The sequence below is a fragment of the Rhizobium sophoriradicis genome, from assembly GCF_025200795.1.
In the GTDB taxonomy this organism is placed as follows: domain Bacteria; phylum Pseudomonadota; class Alphaproteobacteria; order Rhizobiales; family Rhizobiaceae; genus Rhizobium; species Rhizobium sophoriradicis.
Genome location: NZ_CP104152.1, coordinates 1,705,284 through 1,721,955 on the forward strand (window position 1 = coordinate 1,705,284; position 16,672 = coordinate 1,721,955).

Consider the following 16,672-nt stretch of genomic DNA (forward strand, 5'->3'; position numbering starts at 1 on the left):
GCTGCTTCCCCAAACCCCGGCGGAGAGCGCCAGGGATTTGATTGAAAGAAAAACTTTGTGTCTCCGCAAACCGCAATTGCGTCGCGCCCAGCGACACAGCGCCGCCGGAGACACTCCACTGATGTCAGGATTGATCGAAGCTGCATGAACTCGCAAACGCGAAGTTCTTCGTCGATCGGAAAGAAAAACTATTCGGTCTGCCGGCGCTCGGCGAGCGCTTCCGCGAAAAGCCAGTCCCGGAATGCGGCAAGACGCGGCAGTCCGGCAAAATCGGGCCGATAGGTCACGTAATAGGCCAGCGGCGAAGCGGCCGACCGATCGGGGAACAGTCTGACCAGCCGGCCGGCCGCAAGATCGTCATGCGCCAAAATACTTCGGGCCAAAGCGACGCCACGTCCATCGATTGCGGCTTGCAGCACAGCTGCCGAATTGTTGATGGTTAAGCCCCTTGGCTGCGTCGTCTGCGTAGAGCCGACCGTCTTGAACCACAAATCCCAGGTCATGAAGCCGGAACTCGGATCGACCGAGACGTCGTGAATAAGCGTGCAGGCAGCAAGTTCATCCGGCTGCTGTAATTTAAGGGAGCCCCTCAGCGTCGGAGAACACACTGGAAAAACCTCTTCCTCCATCAATTTCTCCGAAACCAGGCCGGGCCAATCACCGGCGCCGTATCGGACGCCGATATCGATGCCCTGGGCAGCATAGTCGGCGAGCTTCAGGCTGGTGTCCAAGCGAATATCGACCTCCGGTACCCTCGCTTGGAACCGCTCGATTCTGGGAAGCAGCCACTTTGCCGCAAAAGCGGGACTGACCGTGACCGTGAGGACCCGGCCGGCAGCCCCTTCCTTCAGGCGCTCAAGTCCGAGGCTCAGTCGATCCAATCCTTCCCGGATGTCAGGCAAGGCCCGGTTTGCCGCCTCCGTTGGCATCAGCCGGGTTTTCCCCGTCGCCGTTCGATAAAAGAGCGGCGTGCCGAGCCATTCTTCAAGGCCGCGCACGAGCTGTCCGACGGCAGGAGCCGTCACATTGAGCTCGGCGGCGGCTTCGACGAAGCTGCCATGCCTGGCGCTGGCTTCGAACGCGCGGAGAGCATTGAGATAGACGGGCGATTTCATGGAAATGTTTTCTTTGTCGTGAGCGGAATTTTCGATGTTGTCAGAACGGGGTGAAACTCTAAATTGCCTCCGCCTTCCCATGGCGATGTCGGGCGAGGGGTGCCGGCCCCTTTCTTGCATTATGGGTCAGTTTTTCTATTCGAGACAAGTCCGGGAAGTCGCCGCTGCGGGCGCCGGTCTGGCAGAACGAATTGCAGGTGAAGCTTGATCGATGAACGCGCCAAAAACCGAAACACATACATTCTGGCGGGAAGCCAGGTTTTTGGCGGCGCCAATGGTCCGATCGTGATTTCCCTGGGTGGATTGGTCGGACAGCATCTCTCCTCGAACCCGGCGCTCGCCACAGTTCCCGTCAGTCTCTACAATGTCGGGCTGGCGCTCGGCACCCTTCCAGCCGCTTACTTCATGCGCCGTCTGGGCCGCCGCAATGCCTATATCCTTGGAGCCTTCCTGGGGATATCAGGCGGTTTGATTGCCGCTTTCGGGATCATCGCGAATCTGTTCTTGATCTTTTGCCTGGGAACAATGGCTGCCGGCTTTTATGGCTCCTATGTTCAAAGCTACAGGTTCGCAGCCGGCGACGAGATGTCGGGATCGCAGCGGGACAAGGCTATTTCCCGCGTCATGGTGGGCGGGCTGCTTGCTGCTATCATCGGGCCGCAGCTCGTCATCTGGACGCGGGATTCCTTGCCCGGCTTTGCCTTCGCCGGCAGCTTTGTCAGCCAGGCGGGCCTCGCGCTCCTCGCGATCCCGCTGCTTCTGGCCTACCGCAGCACGCCTCCTGCAGCGAAGACTGGCCGCGGCGGTGGCGGACGTAGATTATCCGAGATCCTCACCACGCCCCGGTACGTCCTGTCGGTGGCCGCGGGCGTCGTCTCCTATGGTCTCATGACCTTCGTCATGACGGCAGCGCCGATAGCAATGGTCGGTCACGGCCATTCGATGGACAATGCGGCGCTCGGCATTCACTGGCATGTTCTTGCCATGTATGCTCCGAGCTTCATGACCGGTCGTTTGATGGCGCGTTTCGGCAAAGAGAAGGTCACGGCCGTCGAACTGCTTTTGATCGGCGGCTCGGCGATGGTGGCGCTATCCGGCCTCGACATCGGACATTTCTGGGGCTCGCTGATCCTCCTCGGCATCGGCTGGAATTTTGGATTCATCGGCGCGACGGCAATGGTGTCGGATTGCCACACGCCTGAGGAACGCGGCAAAGTCCAAGGGGCAAACGACTTCGTCGTGTTCGGCACCGTGGCGATGGCTTCGTTCTTCTCGGGCTCGCTGATGTTCAGCTCCGGATGGGAGACGGTGAACTGGTTCGTCATTCCCGCCGTCGCCCTGGTGCTCGTTCCGCTTGTATGGCAGTCGGCGCGGCTGCCACGAACGGCGTGATTGGCAGTTAGAGGTATCGAGGAGGCGTCAAAACCGCATCGAGCATCTTTCTCGGGGGCTGGTTTAAGCAGGTTGTTGCGCCGAGGCTCGCCTATCGTTGTTCATGCCATAGATTAAGCCGGTCGGTCGTTGATCGATTGTGTGAATGTCGAGGCCGGTCACCGGCCGGCACATGTTCAAAACCTGCGGGAGCTGCATGATGGAATATCGTCGTTTGGGAAAGTCGGGCCTGAAGGTGAGCGAGTTCTCCTTCGGCTCATGGGTGACTTTCGGCAAGCAGGTGGACGGCGGTGACGCCGTCGACCTCATGAGGCTTGCCTACGATAACGGGGTGAACTTCTTCGACAATGCCGAAGGCTACGAAAGCGGCAAGTCCGAGCTCGTCATGGGCGAGGCGCTGAAGGCGCTCGGTTGGAGCCGCGACAGCTTCGTCGTCTCCAGCAAGGTGTTCTGGGGAGGCCAGAAGCCAACGCAGCGCGGCCTGTCGCGCAAGCATGTGACCGACGCCTGCCATGCGGCGTTGAAGCGGCTTCAGGTCGACTATCTCGACCTCTACTTCTGCCATCGCCCTGACATCGACACGCCGATCGAGGAAACGGTGCGGGCGATGCACGATCTCGTCGCCCAGGGCAAGGTGCTCTATTGGGGGACATCGGAATGGTCGGCGCAGCAACTAACGGAAGCCTACGCCGTTGCCCGGGACCTGCGCATCACGCCGCCGACGATGGAGCAGCCGCAGTACAACATCTTCGAGCGCCAGAAGGTCGAGGCCGATTATCTCCCGCTCTATGACCTTATCGGCCTCGGCACCACCATCTGGTCGCCGCTCGCCTCGGGCGTGCTGACCGGCAAATACAATAACGGCGTGCCGGACGACAGCCGCATGAACCTGCCCGGCTATGAATGGCTGAAGGAGAAGTGGTCGAGCGACGCCGGCCGCGCCCAGCTCCAACAGGTCGGCCAGCTTGCAAAACTGGCCGACGAGGTCGGCCTGTCGATCACCCATCTCGCCCTTCTGTGGTGCCTCGCCAATCCCAACGTCTCCACTGTCATTCTCGGCGCCTCACGCGCCAGCCAGCTGCAGGACAACCTCGCGGCCCTCTCGCACCGGCACAAGATGACGCCTGAGGTGATGGAGCGGATCGATGCGATTGCAGGAAATAAGCCGGAAGGTGCACGTCGATTCTGACGCGTGTCGCGCAAAAGTGTCCCAGGCGGGGCTCCACCGGAGCTTGACAATGTGACAAGGCGCGTTGCATTTTCGCCACAATGCGTTGCTTAAAGGTCACGCAGGGTTTTGGACATTTCGCTCCCGATCGAGTCGTCTTGGCGCTGGCTTTCTCAAGCCGGCGTTGGCTGGTTTCGGTCGAAGGGCAGGGCGGCGGGCGCTGCCTGAAGAGAGGCCGAATGACGCAGGATGGGGTAGCGCCGGCGGCGGCGGGCGAGGCGGTGACGACGGTGACCGATCGCCGCGCCCTTTTTGCCGTGCCCGGCCTCGCGCTCGCCGGCGGTGCGCTTCTCTGCGCCACGATCACGCTTTTCATACTGCTGGGCCTGACGCCGATTGCGCCGACCTCGCATGTCGTCATCACCTCGGTCATCGTCAATTCCTTCTTCGTGCTGACGCTGCTGGCGCTGATCGGCCGCGAGGTGGCAAGACTGCTCAAGGCGCGCACACGTGGTCGCGCGGCCGCACGCCTGCATATCCGCATCGTCGTGCTCTTCTCGATTGTCGCGATCACGCCGGCGATCCTCGTCGCCATCTTCGCCAGCATCACGCTGAATGCCGGCCTCGACCGCTGGTTTGCGCTCCGCACCCAGTCGATCGTCAGCTCGTCGCGCAATATCGGCCAGGCCTATATGATGGAGAATGCCAGTTACCTGCAGGGGCAGACGGTTTCCATGGCGAACGACCTGGAGCGCAACCGCGCCCTTTACAGTCTCGACAGGACGGGGTTCGCCGAGTTGATGACGCGCCAGGCGAGGGGCCGCGGCTTGCTCGGCGCCTTTCTTGTCGAGAGCGACGGCTCGGTAAAGGTCCAGGCCGACATCGCCACCGAAAAACCGTTGCCGGCCATTCCGCAGGACGCGCTGCAAAAGGCGGCGGCGGGCCAGCCGACGCTGATCCCGCCCGGCGTCACCAACCTTGTCGGCGCCATCATCAGGCTCGATGCCATCCAGGGTACCTTCCTCTACACGGTGCGCGCCGTCGATCCCAAGGTCATGGGCGCCATGCGCATGATGGAGGAGAACGCCACCGAATACCGTTCGATGGAGGCCAACCGTTTCTCGCTGCAGATTGCCTTTGCCGTGCTTTACATCGGCTTTGCGCTGATCGTGCTCTTGGCGGCGATCTGGACGGCGATCGCCGTTGCCGACCGCATCGTTCGGCCGATCCGGTTGCTGATTACCGCTGCCGACAGCGTCGCCTCGGGCAATATGGACATCGTCGTGCCGGTGCATGCCGTCGATGGCGATGTCGCCAATCTGTCGCGCACCTTCAACAAGATGATCTCGGAAATCCGCACCCAGCGCGACGAGATCCTTGAGGCCAAGGACGAGGTCGACGACCGCCGGCGCTTCATCGAGGCGGTGCTGTCGGGTGTTACCGCCGCCGTCATCGGCGTCGAGCAGGACCGCCGCATCGCCATCGTCAACAGTTCGGCCGAGACGCTGATGTCATTGTCGGCCGACGCAATGCTCGGCAAGCAATTGGCAGACATTGCGCCGGAGGTCGATCAGGTGCTGACCGAGGCGGCGGTGCGCCATCGCGGCGATTTCCGCAAGCAGATCGCGCTGGTGCGCGGCGGCACGGTCAGGACGCTGAGCGTCCAGGTCACCCGCGAGGAAGTGCGTGACATGAGCGAATCCTATGTGATTACGCTCGACGACATCACCGACCTCGTCATTGCCCAGCGTTCGACCGCCTGGGGCGACGTCGCACGGCGCATCGCCCATGAGATCAAGAACCCGCTGACGCCGATTCAGCTGTCCGCGGAACGCATCCAGCGCCGCTATGGCAAGCAGATCGACCAGAACGACCGAACCGTCTTCGACCAGTGCACGGATACGATCATCCGTCAGGTCGGCGATATCGGCCGCATGGTCGACGAATTCTCCGCCTTTGCCCGCATGCCGAAGCCGACCAAGGAGCCGAGCGATCTGCGCGAGATTCTGCGCGACGCGATCTTCCTGCGTGAGATGGGCAACCAGCATGTCGCCTTCCAGCAGGATTTCGGGGACCAGCCGCTGGAGGGCCTGTTCGACAGCCGCATGCTTGGCCAGGCCTTCGGAAATCTCATCAAGAATGCGGTGGAAGCAATCGAAGCCGTCCCGAGCGACGAACGCGACGAGCGCAAGATTCTCGTCCGCGCCGCCCTCGACGCCGGCCGCGACCGCTTCACCGTCGACGTGATCGACAATGGCCGCGGCCTGCCGGTGGAAAACCGCCACAGCATTCTGGAGCCCTATATGACGATGCGCGAGAAGGGCACCGGCCTTGGCCTTGCCATCGTCAAGAAGATCATCGAGGAACATGGCGGGCAGCTGGAGCTGCACGATGCGCCCGCCGATTTTGACCGGGGAAGAGGGGCCATGATCCGCGTGCATCTGCCACGCCGGGATCCGACGCCTGCTGCCCCCGCAGCCAATGACAAGGAAAGTGTTTATGGCCTCTGATATTCTCGTCGTCGATGACGAGCACGATATTCGCGAGATCGTTTCCGGCATTCTCTCCGACGAGGGACACGAGACACGCACCGCCCATGACAGCGACAGCGCGCTGGCGGCGATTTCCGACCGCGTGCCGCGGCTGATCTTCCTCGATATCTGGATGCAGGGCAGCAAGCTTGACGGCCTGTCGCTGCTCGACGAGATCAAGACCCGCCATCCCGATCTGCCCGTCGTGATGATCTCGGGCCACGGCAACATCGAGACCGCCGTCTCGGCGATCAAACGCGGCGCCTTCGATTTCATCGAAAAGCCGTTCAAGGCCGACCGGCTGATACTGATCGCTGAACGGGCGCTCGAAAATTCTAAACTCAAGCGCGAGGTTTCCGAGCTGAAGCGGCGAACCGGCGATGCCTTGGAGTTGATCGGCACCTCGGTCGCCGTCTCGCAGCTGCGTCAGACGATCGAGAAGGTTTCGCCGACCAACAGCCGCATCATGATCCTCGGCGCCTCAGGCTCCGGCAAGGAGCTGGTGGCGCGGATGATCCACAAGAAGTCGGCCCGCGCCAACGGCCCCTTCGTGGCGATCAATGCCGCCAACATCACGCCCGATCGTATGGAAGTGGCGCTGTTCGGAACCGAGGGCACGCCCGGCCAGGCGCGCAAGATCGGCGCGCTCGAGGAAGCCCATCGCGGCATCCTCTATCTCGACGAGGTCGGCGAGATGCCGCGCGAGACGCAGAACAAGATCCTGCGCGTGCTGGTCGATCAGCAGTTCGAGCGGGTCGGCGGTTCCAAGCGCGTCAAGGTCGATGTCCGCATCATCTCCTCGACCGCCTATAATCTCGAGAGCCGCATCGCCGAAGGCTGGTTCCGCGAGGATCTCTATCATCGCCTCGCCGTCGTGCCGGTGCGCGTACCCGCCCTTGCCGAGCGGCGCGAGGACATTCCCTTCCTCGTCGACCAGCTGATGCGGCAGATTTCCGAACAGGCTGGCATTCGTCCGCGCCGCATCGGAGACGACGCCATGGCGGTGCTGCAAGCGCATGACTGGCCGGGCAATATCCGCCAGCTGCGCAACAATATCGAGCGGCTGATGATTCTTGCCCGCACCGACGGGCCGGATGCGCCGATCACCGCCGACATGCTGCCGACAGATCTCGGCGACATGCTGCCGAAGGTGTCGGCCAAGAATGACTATCACATCATGACGCTGCCGCTGCGCGAAGCCCGAGAGATGTTCGAGAAGGATTATCTGATCGCCCAGATCAACCGCTTCGGCGGCAACATCTCACGCACCGCCGAATTCGTCGGCATGGAGCGTTCGGCGCTGCACCGCAAGCTGAAATCGCTCGGCGTCTAAAGCATGATGCCGCAAAGTGTGAGCGGTTCGGGCAACATCATGCTCCACTTTTTGATCTAGCAGGAGCGGCCATTGCCGCCGCGCCATATCCTTCTATCGCTTCCCGGAAGATCAGGTTTCCCATGCCGAGAATCGCCTATGTGAACGGCCGTTACGTCAAGCATTCCGATGCGAGCGTCCATATCGAGGACCGCGGCTATCAGTTCGCCGACGGCGTCTACGAAGTCTGCGAGGTCCGTCACGGCTATATCGTCGATCTCACCCGCCACCTGAACCGTCTCGACCGGTCGCTCGGTGAATTGCGCATCGTCTGGCCGATGAGCCGGGCGGCGCTGACGCAGGTCATTCGCGAGACCCTGCGCCGCAATCATGTCCGCAACGGGCTTTTCTACCTGCAGGTGACGCGCGGTGTCGCACGCCGCGATCATGTCTTTCCCGCCGAGGGCACGCCGCCGTCGCTTGTCATCACTGCCAAGAGCACCGACCCGAAGATCATCGCCGCCAAGAACGCCAACGGCATCAAGGCGATCACCGTTGCCGACAATCGCTGGGACCGCGTCGACATCAAGTCCGTCGGCCTGCTGCCGAACGCCATGGCGCGTCAGCAGGCGAAGGAAGCCGGCGCCCAGGAGGCGATCTATGTCGATGGCGACGGCATGGTGAAGGAAGGGGCGGCGACCAATGTCTGGATCGTCGACCGGGACGGAACTCTGGTGACGCGGCCCGCCGAACACGGCATTCTGCGCGGCATTACGCGCACCACCTTGATCGACGTCGCAGCCCGGCTGGGGCTTGAGATCACCGAGCGGAATTTCTCCGTTTCAGAGATGCTCGCGGCCCGCGAGGTTTTCTTGACGGCAGCCACAAGTATTTGTTTTCCGGTGGTTTCCGTCGATGGCCAAGCCATTGCCAACGGTCATCCGGGCAGCGTCTCGCAGAAAGTCCGTGAAGCCTTTTTCGACGTTGCGGAAAAGATTGCGATTTGATACCAAGATTTGCTGGACAGGTGGAATGAGGGTGCCGCCGGTCTTGCATTGAGAGGTTGATTAATATTCAACCGGCCAGATCAGGTCGGCAATAAAGAAAGAAGCGGCGCGATGGCGGAACGTTCTCAGAATCTGCAGGACTTATTTCTCAATACTGTTCGCAAGCAAAAGATTTCCCTGACAATCTTTTTGATCAACGGCGTGAAACTCACGGGCGTTGTTACCTCTTTCGACAATTTCTGTGTTCTTCTTCGCCGTGACGGCCACTCGCAGCTGGTGTATAAGCATGCGATCTCGACGATCATGCCGGGTCAGCCGATGCAGATGTTCGAGAGTGAAGAAGCCGCGTCCTAACAGGATCAGCCGTCATTTCGACACGCGATACCAAGAACGATTCGATCATCCCTGAGGCAGCCAAGCACAGGGATGACATGCGCGCGACCGTCGTCGTGCCGGTTCTGAAATCCCGCAACCGCGGCGGCCAGACCGAATCGGCCTCGACCCGCACGCCGGAAAGCCGGCTGGAGGAGGCGACGGGCCTTGCCCAGGCGATCGACCTCGATGTCGTTAACGGCTCGATCGTCCCAGTCAATGATCCCCGACCGGCGACGCTGCTCGGCACCGGCAAGATCGAGGAGATCAAGGCGCTACTCGACGAGCGCGATTCCGGTCTGGTCATCGTCGATCATCCGCTGACCCCTGTGCAGCAGCGCAATCTCGAAAAGGAATGGAACGCCAAGGTCGTCGACCGCACCGGCCTGATCCTTGAAATCTTCGGCCGCCGCGCCTCCACCAAAGAGGGCACGCTGCAGGTCGATCTGGCGCATCTGAATTATCAGAAGGGCCGGCTGGTTCGCAGCTGGACCCACCTTGAACGCCAGCGCGGCGGCGGCGGCTTCATGGGCGGCCCCGGCGAAACTCAGATCGAAGCCGACCGGCGGCTGCTGCAGGACCGCATCATCAAGCTCGAGCGCGAGCTGGAGCAGGTCGTGCGCACCCGCCAGCTCCACCGCGCCAAGCGCCGCAAGGTGCCGCATCCGATCGTGGCGCTCGTCGGTTATACCAATGCCGGCAAGTCGACCTTGTTCAACCGCATCACCGGCGCCGGCGTGCTGGCCGAAGACATGCTCTTTGCCACGCTCGACCCGACGCTGCGCCGCATGAAGCTGCCGCACGGCCGCACCGTCATCCTGTCCGACACCGTCGGCTTCATCTCCGACCTGCCCACCCATCTCGTCGCCGCTTTCCGGGCGACGCTGGAGGAGGTGCTCGAAGCCGATCTCATCCTGCATGTCCGCGATATGTCGGATGACGACAATCAGGCGCAGAGCTCCGACGTGATGCGTATCCTCGGTGATCTCGGCATCGATGAGGCCGAAGCCGAGAAGCGACTGATCGAGGTCTGGAACAAGATCGACCGGTTGGAGCCCGAGGTGCATGATGCGATGGTGCAGAAGGCTGCCGGCGCTAGCAACGTGGTGGCGGTTTCAGCCGTCAGCGGCGAGGGCGTCGACACGCTGATGGACGAGATCAGCCGCCGGCTCTCGGGCGTGATGACCGAAACCACCATCCGCCTTCCGGTCGACAAGCTGGCGCTGCTGCCCTGGCTCTACGACCACGCGATCGTCGATGCCCGCGAGGACAACGAAGACGGCTCGATCACGCTCGACCTGCGCCTCTCCGAAACCGAAGCCGCCGAACTCGAACGCCGCATCGGCAACGGGCCGAAGGCTCCGAAGGAAGATTGGGAGCGGTAGCGTACGCGTTTGGTGCTACGCCTCTGACGGGGTTGAGTGGTGAGAAGCCACCCCGCTGGTGGGTGCGGTGTGGATGCTCGGCTCAGGGCCGAGCATGACGGAGGGTGGGGTTGAACCTCACGCCAACTCACTCAGCCGCAGTCATCACAGCCCTCTCAATCGCCTTCCCGGCTACAAGCTGGCGCTGCCGCTCTGGCACTACGAAGCCGCCGCGCGAGGATTGGGAGCGGGGCACGCATTTGGATGCTAAAACATTGATGGGGTTGAATTTGGCGAGAAGCCAACCCCACTCTCCGTCATCCTCGGCCTTGAGCCGAGGATCCATGCCTCGGCTGCTGTGGGTGTCGTGTGGATGCTCGGCTCAGGGCCGAGCATGACGGAGGGTGGGGTTGAACCTCACGCCAACTCACTCAGCCGCAGTCATCACAGCCCTCTCAATCGCCTTCCCGGCTACAAGCTGGCGCTGCCGCTCTGGCACTACGAAGCCGCCGCGCGAGGATTGGGAGCGGGGCACGCATTTGGATGCTAAAACATTGATGGGGTTGAATTTGGCGAGAAGCCAACCCCACTCTCCGTCATCCTCGGCCTTGAGCCGAGGATCCATGCCTCGGCTGCTGTGGGTGTCGTGTGGATGCTCGGCTCAAGGCCGAGCATGACGGAGGGTGGGGCTGACCCCACGCCAACTCACTCAGCCCCAGCCGTCACAGCCCGCTCAATCGCCTTCGCCGCCTGCCAGATCTCCTCCATCCGCTCCAGACTGGCCGCCTCCAGCGTCTCGCCTTCCGCATCAAGAACCTGCTCGATATGATTGAACCGACGTCGGAATTTCGTATTCGTTCCGCGCAGCGCTTGTTCCGGATCCGCCTTCACATGCCGGCCGATATTGACGACCGCGAAGATCAGGTCGCCAAGTTCGTCGTTGACCTTCGCGCGGTCACCGTCTCTGAGCGCCATCCGCAATTCGCCGATCTCCTCCTCGATCTTGTCGAGGATCGGCTCGGGCGCCGACCAGTCGAAGCCGACTTTGGCGGCGCGTTCCTGCAGCTTCAGCGCTTCCGTCAAGGCCGGGAAGCTGCGCTGCACCGAGCCGAGGAAGCCGCCGTTGAAATCCTCGGTAATCCCGCGCCGTGAGCGGCGCTCGGCGCGCTCGCGTTTTTCCGCTTGCTTGATCTCGTCCCACTGGATCTTCACCGCGTCGGGTGTATCCGCTTCCGAGCGGGCAAAGACATGCGGGTGGCGGCGGATCATCTTGGTGGTGATGGCGTTGACCACGTCGCCGAAGGAGAATTCGCCGGCTTCCTCGGCCATGCGGGCATGGAAGACCACCTGCAGCAGCAGGTCGCCGAGCTCGTCGCAGAGATCGTCCATATCGCCGCGCTCGATTGCGTCGGAAACTTCATAGGCCTCCTCGATCGTATAGGGCTTGATCGTCTGAAAGTTCTGCTCGATGTCCCAGGGGCAACCAGTCTCGGGATGGCGCAATGCCGCCATGATCTCGATCAGCCGCGAAATGTCTTTTGAAGGTTCCATGGTGCCTCGGTTCAGCATCCTCAGTTGAGGGGAATATCGTTGGCGCTCTTCGATGACTGGTAGCTGGCCGACAATGCGTCGTAGCGCGCCTTGATGCGGGCGGTCTGCGCCTTGAGCGCCTCTCTAATTTGAGCCTCTTCGGTCTCGACGAGATCGGCGACCGCAAAGCTGTTCCAGAAGGCGTTCTGCCTGCGATAGCCGCCGGGTTCAAGCCCGAAGACCTCCTTCAGGATCTTCAGGTCATGCGGAATGGCGAAGGCATCGCGGGAATCCTCGTGGCTGAAGAAATAATAGAAATTGTCGAAGCCCGCCCAGGTAATCGCCGACATGCACATGGTGCAGGGTTCGTGGGTGGAAAGGAAGATCAAATCCTTGGTCGCGGGCTCGTCGCCAAGTTCGTAGAAGCGCTTGAGCGTATGCACCTCGCCGTGCCACAGCCGATTCTCCAACTCGTTGTTGGTCTCGGCGACGACGAGCGACAGATCGGATTTGCGCAGGATCGCCGCGCCGAACACCTTGTTGCCAAGCGAAACGCCGCGTTCGGTAAGCGGCAGGATATCGTCCTCGATCACCGAAAGCAGGCGGGCGGCGATGGTCTTGTCAGGCATTGGCGTCTCCGGTTTTTCCCAGTCTATCGCCTTGGAGGCGCGAGCGAAATGCGCCAAACGCCGGTGGACGCCGTTTATCACAGGCTTTATACTGCAATGCAACAAAGGGAGTGGGCAAAGAGAATGGGAACAGGTGGTTTTCGTCGGCACGGTTGACTTTTCTCAAATCGCCGATGGCGCGAGCATAAGAATACGCGCTTGCTGGGGCTTTCGAATTTCTGTTCCTTCAATCCCTTGTCGATCACGGGCATATTCTGGCAACTTCGAAGTGGATTGATGATGTCTCCCAAGACTGAGCAGCTTTCGGTATTTCCAGCCTTCTTTCGCGTGGAAGGCCAGAAGACGGCTGTCTTCGGTAATGGCGACGAAGCCTTCGCCAAGGTGCGGCTGCTGCTCAACACGCGGGCGCGGATCGTCGCCTACGCCGAGCGGCCGGAAGCCGATTATCATGCCTTCCTGATCGCCAACCGCATCGAGACCGTGCGCGCCGCCTTTGCCGCCAAGCAGGTCGAGGGAGCTGCACTGGTCTTTGCCGCAACCGGTGACGAAGCTAGCGATCGCGCCATCGTCGATGCCGCGCGCGCCGCCAAAGTTCCGGCCAACGCCGTCGATCAGCCCGATTACTGCGATTTCTTCACACCGGCGCTGGTCAATCGTGCGCCGGTTGCCGTCGCAATCGGCACCGAAGGGGCAGGGCCGGTCCTGGCGCAGATGATCCGAGCCCAGATCGATCAGCTTCTCTCTCCTTCGCTTGGGCGTCTGGCCGCGCTGGCGACGAGCTACCGCAAGGCCGTCGATCAACTGATCCCCCGTGGCGTTTCCCGCCGCGTCTTCTGGCGCCGCTTTTTCTCCGGCGCCGTTGCCGATGCTGTTGCAAACGGCAACCTGCCGCAGGCCCGCCAGGCCGCCGACCGGCTGCTGGGCGCGATGGACAAGGTCGCGGGCCACGTCTGGCTGGTCGGTGCCGGTCCGGGGGCTGAGGATCTGCTGACGCTGCGCGCCCAGCGCGTGATGATGGAAGCCGACGTCATCGTTTTTGACGCGCTCGTGCCGCAGGCGATCGTCGATATGGGCCGCCGCGATGCCGAGCGGCTCTCCGTCGGCAAGCGCAAGGGCTGCCATTCGAAATCGCAGGAAGAGATCAACGAGCTGCTGGTCGAGCTCGGCCGCCACGGCAAACGTGTCGTCCGCCTCAAGTCCGGCGATCCGCTGGTCTATGGCCGGGCAGGCGAAGAGATGGCTGCATTGCGCGCTGCCGGCATCACCTATGAGGTCGTGCCCGGCATCACCTCGGCTTTCGCCGCCGCCGCCGATTTCGAGCTGCCGCTGACGCTGCGCGGCGTTGCCTCCTCGCTGGTCTTCACCACGGGCCATGATCTCACCGGCGATGTACTGCCCGATTGGGCAAGTCTTGCCGTCTCCGGCGCGACGATCGCCGTCTATATGGGCCGCACCGTTGCCGCATCGGTCGCCGAGCGGCTGATGCAGGCCGGTATTCCCGCCGAGACGACAGTCGCCGTCATCGAAAATGCCAGCCGCGCGGAGCGCCGCCTGCTGCATGGCACGCTTGCCGATCTGCCCGATCTGCAGCACCGCGACGAGCTGACCGGACCGGTCATGGTCATTATCGGCGATGCGGTCGCCGGCGCCAATTTCGAACTGTCCGAGCCGCTAGTGCGTGCGAACGCCCGGCTCGAGGAACTTGCAAGGAGCTGAATATGGTAGACAAGGTTCTGACGGCCAACCGGCTGACGGACGGCATTGCCGTCTGGCTGGATGCGAACGGGAAATGGTCCACCTCGCTGCAGGAGGCGCTTGTCGCCCGTCACAACGAAGCCGTCGAAGCGCTGGAAGCGATCGGCAAGAAATCTTATGCCGACAACGAAGTCGTTGACGTCGCCGTCGTCGAAGTTCAGGAAACCAACGGCATTCTCTGGCCGCTTCGCCTTCGCGAGCGCATCCGCGCCCAGGGCCCGACCATGGAATACGCACCGGGCTACGCTGTCGCCGATCCCGAATTCATTGCAGTCTGAGGAAGACGATGTACCGTTACGACGAATTTGACCATGCGTTTGTCACTGAGCGCGTCGAGCAGTTCCGCGACCAGGTTCAGCGCCGCCTTTCCGGTGAGCTTGCCGAGGATGCGTTCAAGCCGCTGCGCCTGATGAACGGCGTCTACCTGCAGCTTCATGCCTACATGCTGCGCATCGCCATACCCTATGGCACGCTGAGCGCGCGCCAGATGCGCATGCTCGCCCATATCGCCCGCACCTATGACCGCGGCTATGGCCATTTCACCACGCGCCAGAACTTGCAGTTCAACTGGCCGAAGCTGTCGGAAATCCCCGATGCGCTGGCCGATCTCGCCAGCGTAGAGATGCATGCCCTGCAGACCTCGGGCAACTGCATCAGAAACGTGACGGCCGATCACTTTGCCGGTGCGGCCGCCGACGAGGTCGCCGATCCCAGGCCTTATGCGGAAATCCTGCGCCAGTGGTCGTCGGTCCATCCGGAATTCTCCTTCCTGCCGCGCAAGTTCAAGATTGCCGTCACGGGCGCCGAGCGCGACCGCGCCGCCATCCAGGTCCATGATATCGGCCTGCATCTGAAGAAGAACGACAAGGGTGAGATCGGCTTTGCCGTCTATGTCGGCGGTGGCCAGGGCCGCACGCCGATGATCGCCAAGCTGATCCGCGACTTCCTGCCGGAGGAGGATCTGCTCTCCTACACAACGGCGATCGTCCGCGTGTACAATCTGCACGGCCGCCGCGACAACAAGTACAAGGCTCGCATCAAGATCCTCGTGCACGAAACCGGCGCCGAGGAACTGGCCCGCCAGGTGGAGGCTGAATTCGCTGCCTTGAAGGATAGCGAGCTCAAGCTGCCGGAACAGGATGTCGAGGCGATCGCCGCCTATTTCGCGCTGCCTGATCTGCCGCAGCGCCCCGAGGGCTGGGAAAACCTCGCCCGTTGGAAGAAGGCCGATCCGGCTTTCGCACGCTGGGTCCAGCAGAATGTGCAGCCGCACAAGAACCCCGATTACGGCATGGTGACGATCTCGCTGAAGCCGATCGGCGGCATTCCGGGCGACGCCACCGACGCGCAGATGGATGCGGTAGCCGATCTCGCCGAGGAATATGCCTTCGACGAAATCCGCGTCAGCCATGAGCAGAACCTGATCTTGCCGCATGTGGCGCTGGCCGATCTCGAAGCCGTCTATCGCGGCCTTGTCGCCATCGACCTCGCCGAAGCCAACGCCGGCCTGATCACCGATATCATTGCCTGTCCCGGGCTGGACTACTGCGCGCTTGCCAACGCGCGCTCCATTCCGGTCGCGCAGGAAATCTCCCGCCGCTTCGGCAATCCCGAACGCCAGGCCGAGATCGGCGAACTGAAGATCAAGATCTCCGGCTGCATCAATGCCTGCGGCCATCACCATGTGGGCCATATCGGCCTGCTCGGTGTGGAGAAGAAGGGCGCCGAACTCTATCAGATCACGCTCGGCGGCTCCGGCGACGAGCATACGTCGATCGGCGAAATCATCGGCCGCGGCTTCGAGCCGGACCGGGTGACGGATGCAATCGAGACGATCGTAGATACCTATCTCGGCCTGCGCCTCAATCCCTCCGAGACCTTCCTTGCCGCCTATCGCCGCGTCGGGCCGCAGCCCTTCAAGACTGCGCTCTACGGCTCGGCCGCCGAAGCCGCATAAGGAGGGGATGATGACGAAGATCTGGAGAGAAACCGGTTTTGTCGAAAACGATCCCTGGGTGATCGAGACCGACGAGGTGAAGGCGACCGGCGAGGAGAAGCCGCTGCTCGGCCTCGACGAGCTGATCGCCAAGGCGGATGAAAGCAATGAGATCGGCCTTGGCGTGCTGATCAAGCCGGCTGACGACGTGCGGAGGCTGGAGCCCTATCTCTCTCGCCTTGACATCGTCGCCGTCGCCTTCCCGGCCTTCAACGACGGCCGCGCCTTCAGCCATGCCTCGCTGCTGCGCCAGCGCTTGGGCTACGCCAACGAGCTGCGCGCCGTCGGCGACGTGCTGATCGACCAGGTACCGTTGATGCTGCGCGTCGGCATCGACAGTTTTGCCGTCAGCAACGCGACGGCGCTGAAGCGGCTTGCTGAAAATCGCCTTCCCGCCATTCCCCATCATTATCAGCCGGCGGTGCGTGACGCCGAAGCCGGCAAGGGCTATAGTTGGCGCCGTCAGGCGAAGCCGGCCGCATAAGCGGCTGGTCCGCCTCT

14 protein-coding genes are annotated in these 16,672 nt (G+C 62.2%); 11 read left to right on the forward strand and 3 right to left on the reverse strand.

Annotated features, from left to right (window positions below; genetic code table 11):
* Nucleotides 1-188: 188 nt before the first annotated feature.
* A complete protein-coding gene (gene gcvA, locus N2597_RS08670) occupies nucleotides 189-1,115 on the reverse strand; it encodes a transcriptional regulator GcvA (protein ID WP_183596374.1) in 927 nt (308 codons plus the stop codon).
* 204 nt (nucleotides 1,116-1,319) lie between these two features.
* Between gcvA and N2597_RS08675 the strand changes: the two genes are divergently transcribed.
* The 7 genes from N2597_RS08675 to hflX all read left to right on the forward strand — a co-directional run bounded on the left by N2597_RS08675 (nucleotide 1,320) and on the right by hflX (nucleotide 10,282).
* Complete coding sequence (locus N2597_RS08675; RefSeq protein WP_183596372.1) at nucleotides 1,320-2,507, forward strand: MFS transporter; 1,188 nt, start codon at nucleotides 1,320-1,322, stop codon at nucleotides 2,505-2,507.
* Between the two features lie 199 nt (nucleotides 2,508-2,706).
* On the forward strand, nucleotides 2,707-3,696 hold the full coding sequence (locus tag N2597_RS08680) for a potassium channel beta subunit family protein (protein WP_183596370.1): 990 nt from the start codon (nucleotides 2,707-2,709) through the stop codon (nucleotides 3,694-3,696).
* Between the two features lie 218 nt (nucleotides 3,697-3,914).
* Nucleotides 3,915-6,185, forward strand: coding sequence for a sensor histidine kinase NtrY-like (locus N2597_RS08685; RefSeq protein WP_183596368.1), 2,271 nt, complete (start codon nucleotides 3,915-3,917; stop codon nucleotides 6,183-6,185).
* A complete protein-coding gene (gene ntrX / locus N2597_RS08690; protein ID WP_038688769.1) occupies nucleotides 6,175-7,539 on the forward strand; it encodes a nitrogen assimilation response regulator NtrX in 1,365 nt (454 codons plus the stop codon). The genes N2597_RS08685 and ntrX overlap by 11 nt, the downstream gene beginning before the upstream one ends.
* Nucleotides 7,540-7,661: 122 nt before the next feature.
* Nucleotides 7,662-8,525 carry a D-amino-acid transaminase gene (locus N2597_RS08695; protein WP_038688771.1) on the forward strand — a complete coding sequence of 288 codons (864 nt, stop codon included), beginning with the start codon at nucleotides 7,662-7,664 and terminating at the stop codon, nucleotides 8,523-8,525.
* Nucleotides 8,526-8,636: 111 nt separating this feature from the next.
* Entirely contained in the window at nucleotides 8,637-8,879 is a 243-nt protein-coding gene (gene hfq, locus N2597_RS08700) for an RNA chaperone Hfq (protein WP_003539403.1), read from the forward strand.
* Nucleotides 8,880-8,956: 77 nt separating this feature from the next.
* On the forward strand, nucleotides 8,957-10,282 hold the full coding sequence (gene hflX / locus N2597_RS08705; protein ID WP_183596366.1) for a GTPase HflX: 1,326 nt from the start codon (nucleotides 8,957-8,959) through the stop codon (nucleotides 10,280-10,282).
* A gap of 684 nt (nucleotides 10,283-10,966) precedes the next feature.
* Here hflX and mazG read toward each other — a convergent pair.
* Together mazG and N2597_RS08715 are read right to left on the reverse strand one after the other, a co-directional pair.
* Entirely contained in the window at nucleotides 10,967-11,812 is an 846-nt protein-coding gene (mazG, locus tag N2597_RS08710; RefSeq protein WP_086156454.1) for a nucleoside triphosphate pyrophosphohydrolase, read from the reverse strand.
* 20 nt (nucleotides 11,813-11,832) lie between these two features.
* Nucleotides 11,833-12,420: a deaminase gene (locus tag N2597_RS08715; protein ID WP_183596364.1), complete on the reverse strand. Its 588-nt coding sequence runs from the start codon at nucleotides 12,418-12,420 to the stop codon at nucleotides 11,833-11,835.
* Between the two features lie 279 nt (nucleotides 12,421-12,699).
* Here N2597_RS08715 and cysG point away from each other — a divergent pair, with 279 nt between their 5' ends.
* The 4 genes from cysG to N2597_RS08735 are packed head-to-tail and all read left to right on the forward strand — an operon-like array spanning nucleotide 12,700 to nucleotide 16,655.
* Nucleotides 12,700-14,136 (forward strand): siroheme synthase CysG, encoded by a 1,437-nt coding sequence (gene cysG / locus N2597_RS08720; RefSeq protein WP_096762797.1) that lies wholly within the window; start codon nucleotides 12,700-12,702, stop codon nucleotides 14,134-14,136.
* 2 nt (nucleotides 14,137-14,138) lie between these two features.
* Nucleotides 14,139-14,453: a DUF2849 domain-containing protein gene (locus N2597_RS08725; RefSeq protein ID WP_039619623.1), complete on the forward strand. Its 315-nt coding sequence runs from the start codon at nucleotides 14,139-14,141 to the stop codon at nucleotides 14,451-14,453.
* Between the two features lie 8 nt (nucleotides 14,454-14,461).
* A complete protein-coding gene (locus N2597_RS08730) occupies nucleotides 14,462-16,132 on the forward strand; it encodes a nitrite/sulfite reductase (protein ID WP_183596362.1) in 1,671 nt (556 codons plus the stop codon).
* Nucleotides 16,133-16,142: 10 nt separating this feature from the next.
* Entirely contained in the window at nucleotides 16,143-16,655 is a 513-nt protein-coding gene (locus N2597_RS08735) for a DUF934 domain-containing protein (RefSeq protein ID WP_096762798.1), read from the forward strand.
* The last annotated feature ends 17 nt before the right edge of the window (nucleotides 16,656-16,672 follow it).

Coding starts and splice junctions, on each gene's coding strand:
- gcvA (WP_183596374.1), bottom strand. CDS start 1,115: ATGAAATCGCCCGTCTATCTCAATGCTCTCCGCGCGTTCGAAGCCAGC.
- N2597_RS08680 (WP_183596370.1), top strand. CDS start 2,707: ATGGAATATCGTCGTTTGGGAAAGTCGGGCCTGAAGGTGAGCGAGTTC.
- N2597_RS08685 (WP_183596368.1), top strand. CDS start 3,915: ATGACGCAGGATGGGGTAGCGCCGGCGGCGGCGGGCGAGGCGGTGACG.
- ntrX (WP_038688769.1), top strand. CDS start 6,175: ATGGCCTCTGATATTCTCGTCGTCGATGACGAGCACGATATTCGCGAG.
- N2597_RS08695 (WP_038688771.1), top strand. CDS start 7,662: ATGCCGAGAATCGCCTATGTGAACGGCCGTTACGTCAAGCATTCCGAT.
- hfq (WP_003539403.1), top strand. CDS start 8,637: ATGGCGGAACGTTCTCAGAATCTGCAGGACTTATTTCTCAATACTGTT.
- hflX (WP_183596366.1), top strand. CDS start 8,957: ATGCGCGCGACCGTCGTCGTGCCGGTTCTGAAATCCCGCAACCGCGGC.
- mazG (WP_086156454.1), bottom strand. CDS start 11,812: ATGGAACCTTCAAAAGACATTTCGCGGCTGATCGAGATCATGGCGGCA.
- N2597_RS08715 (WP_183596364.1), bottom strand. CDS start 12,420: ATGCCTGACAAGACCATCGCCGCCCGCCTGCTTTCGGTGATCGAGGAC.
- cysG (WP_096762797.1), top strand. CDS start 12,700: ATGTCTCCCAAGACTGAGCAGCTTTCGGTATTTCCAGCCTTCTTTCGC.
- N2597_RS08725 (WP_039619623.1), top strand. CDS start 14,139: ATGGTAGACAAGGTTCTGACGGCCAACCGGCTGACGGACGGCATTGCC.
- N2597_RS08730 (WP_183596362.1), top strand. CDS start 14,462: ATGTACCGTTACGACGAATTTGACCATGCGTTTGTCACTGAGCGCGTC.
- N2597_RS08735 (WP_096762798.1), top strand. CDS start 16,143: ATGACGAAGATCTGGAGAGAAACCGGTTTTGTCGAAAACGATCCCTGG.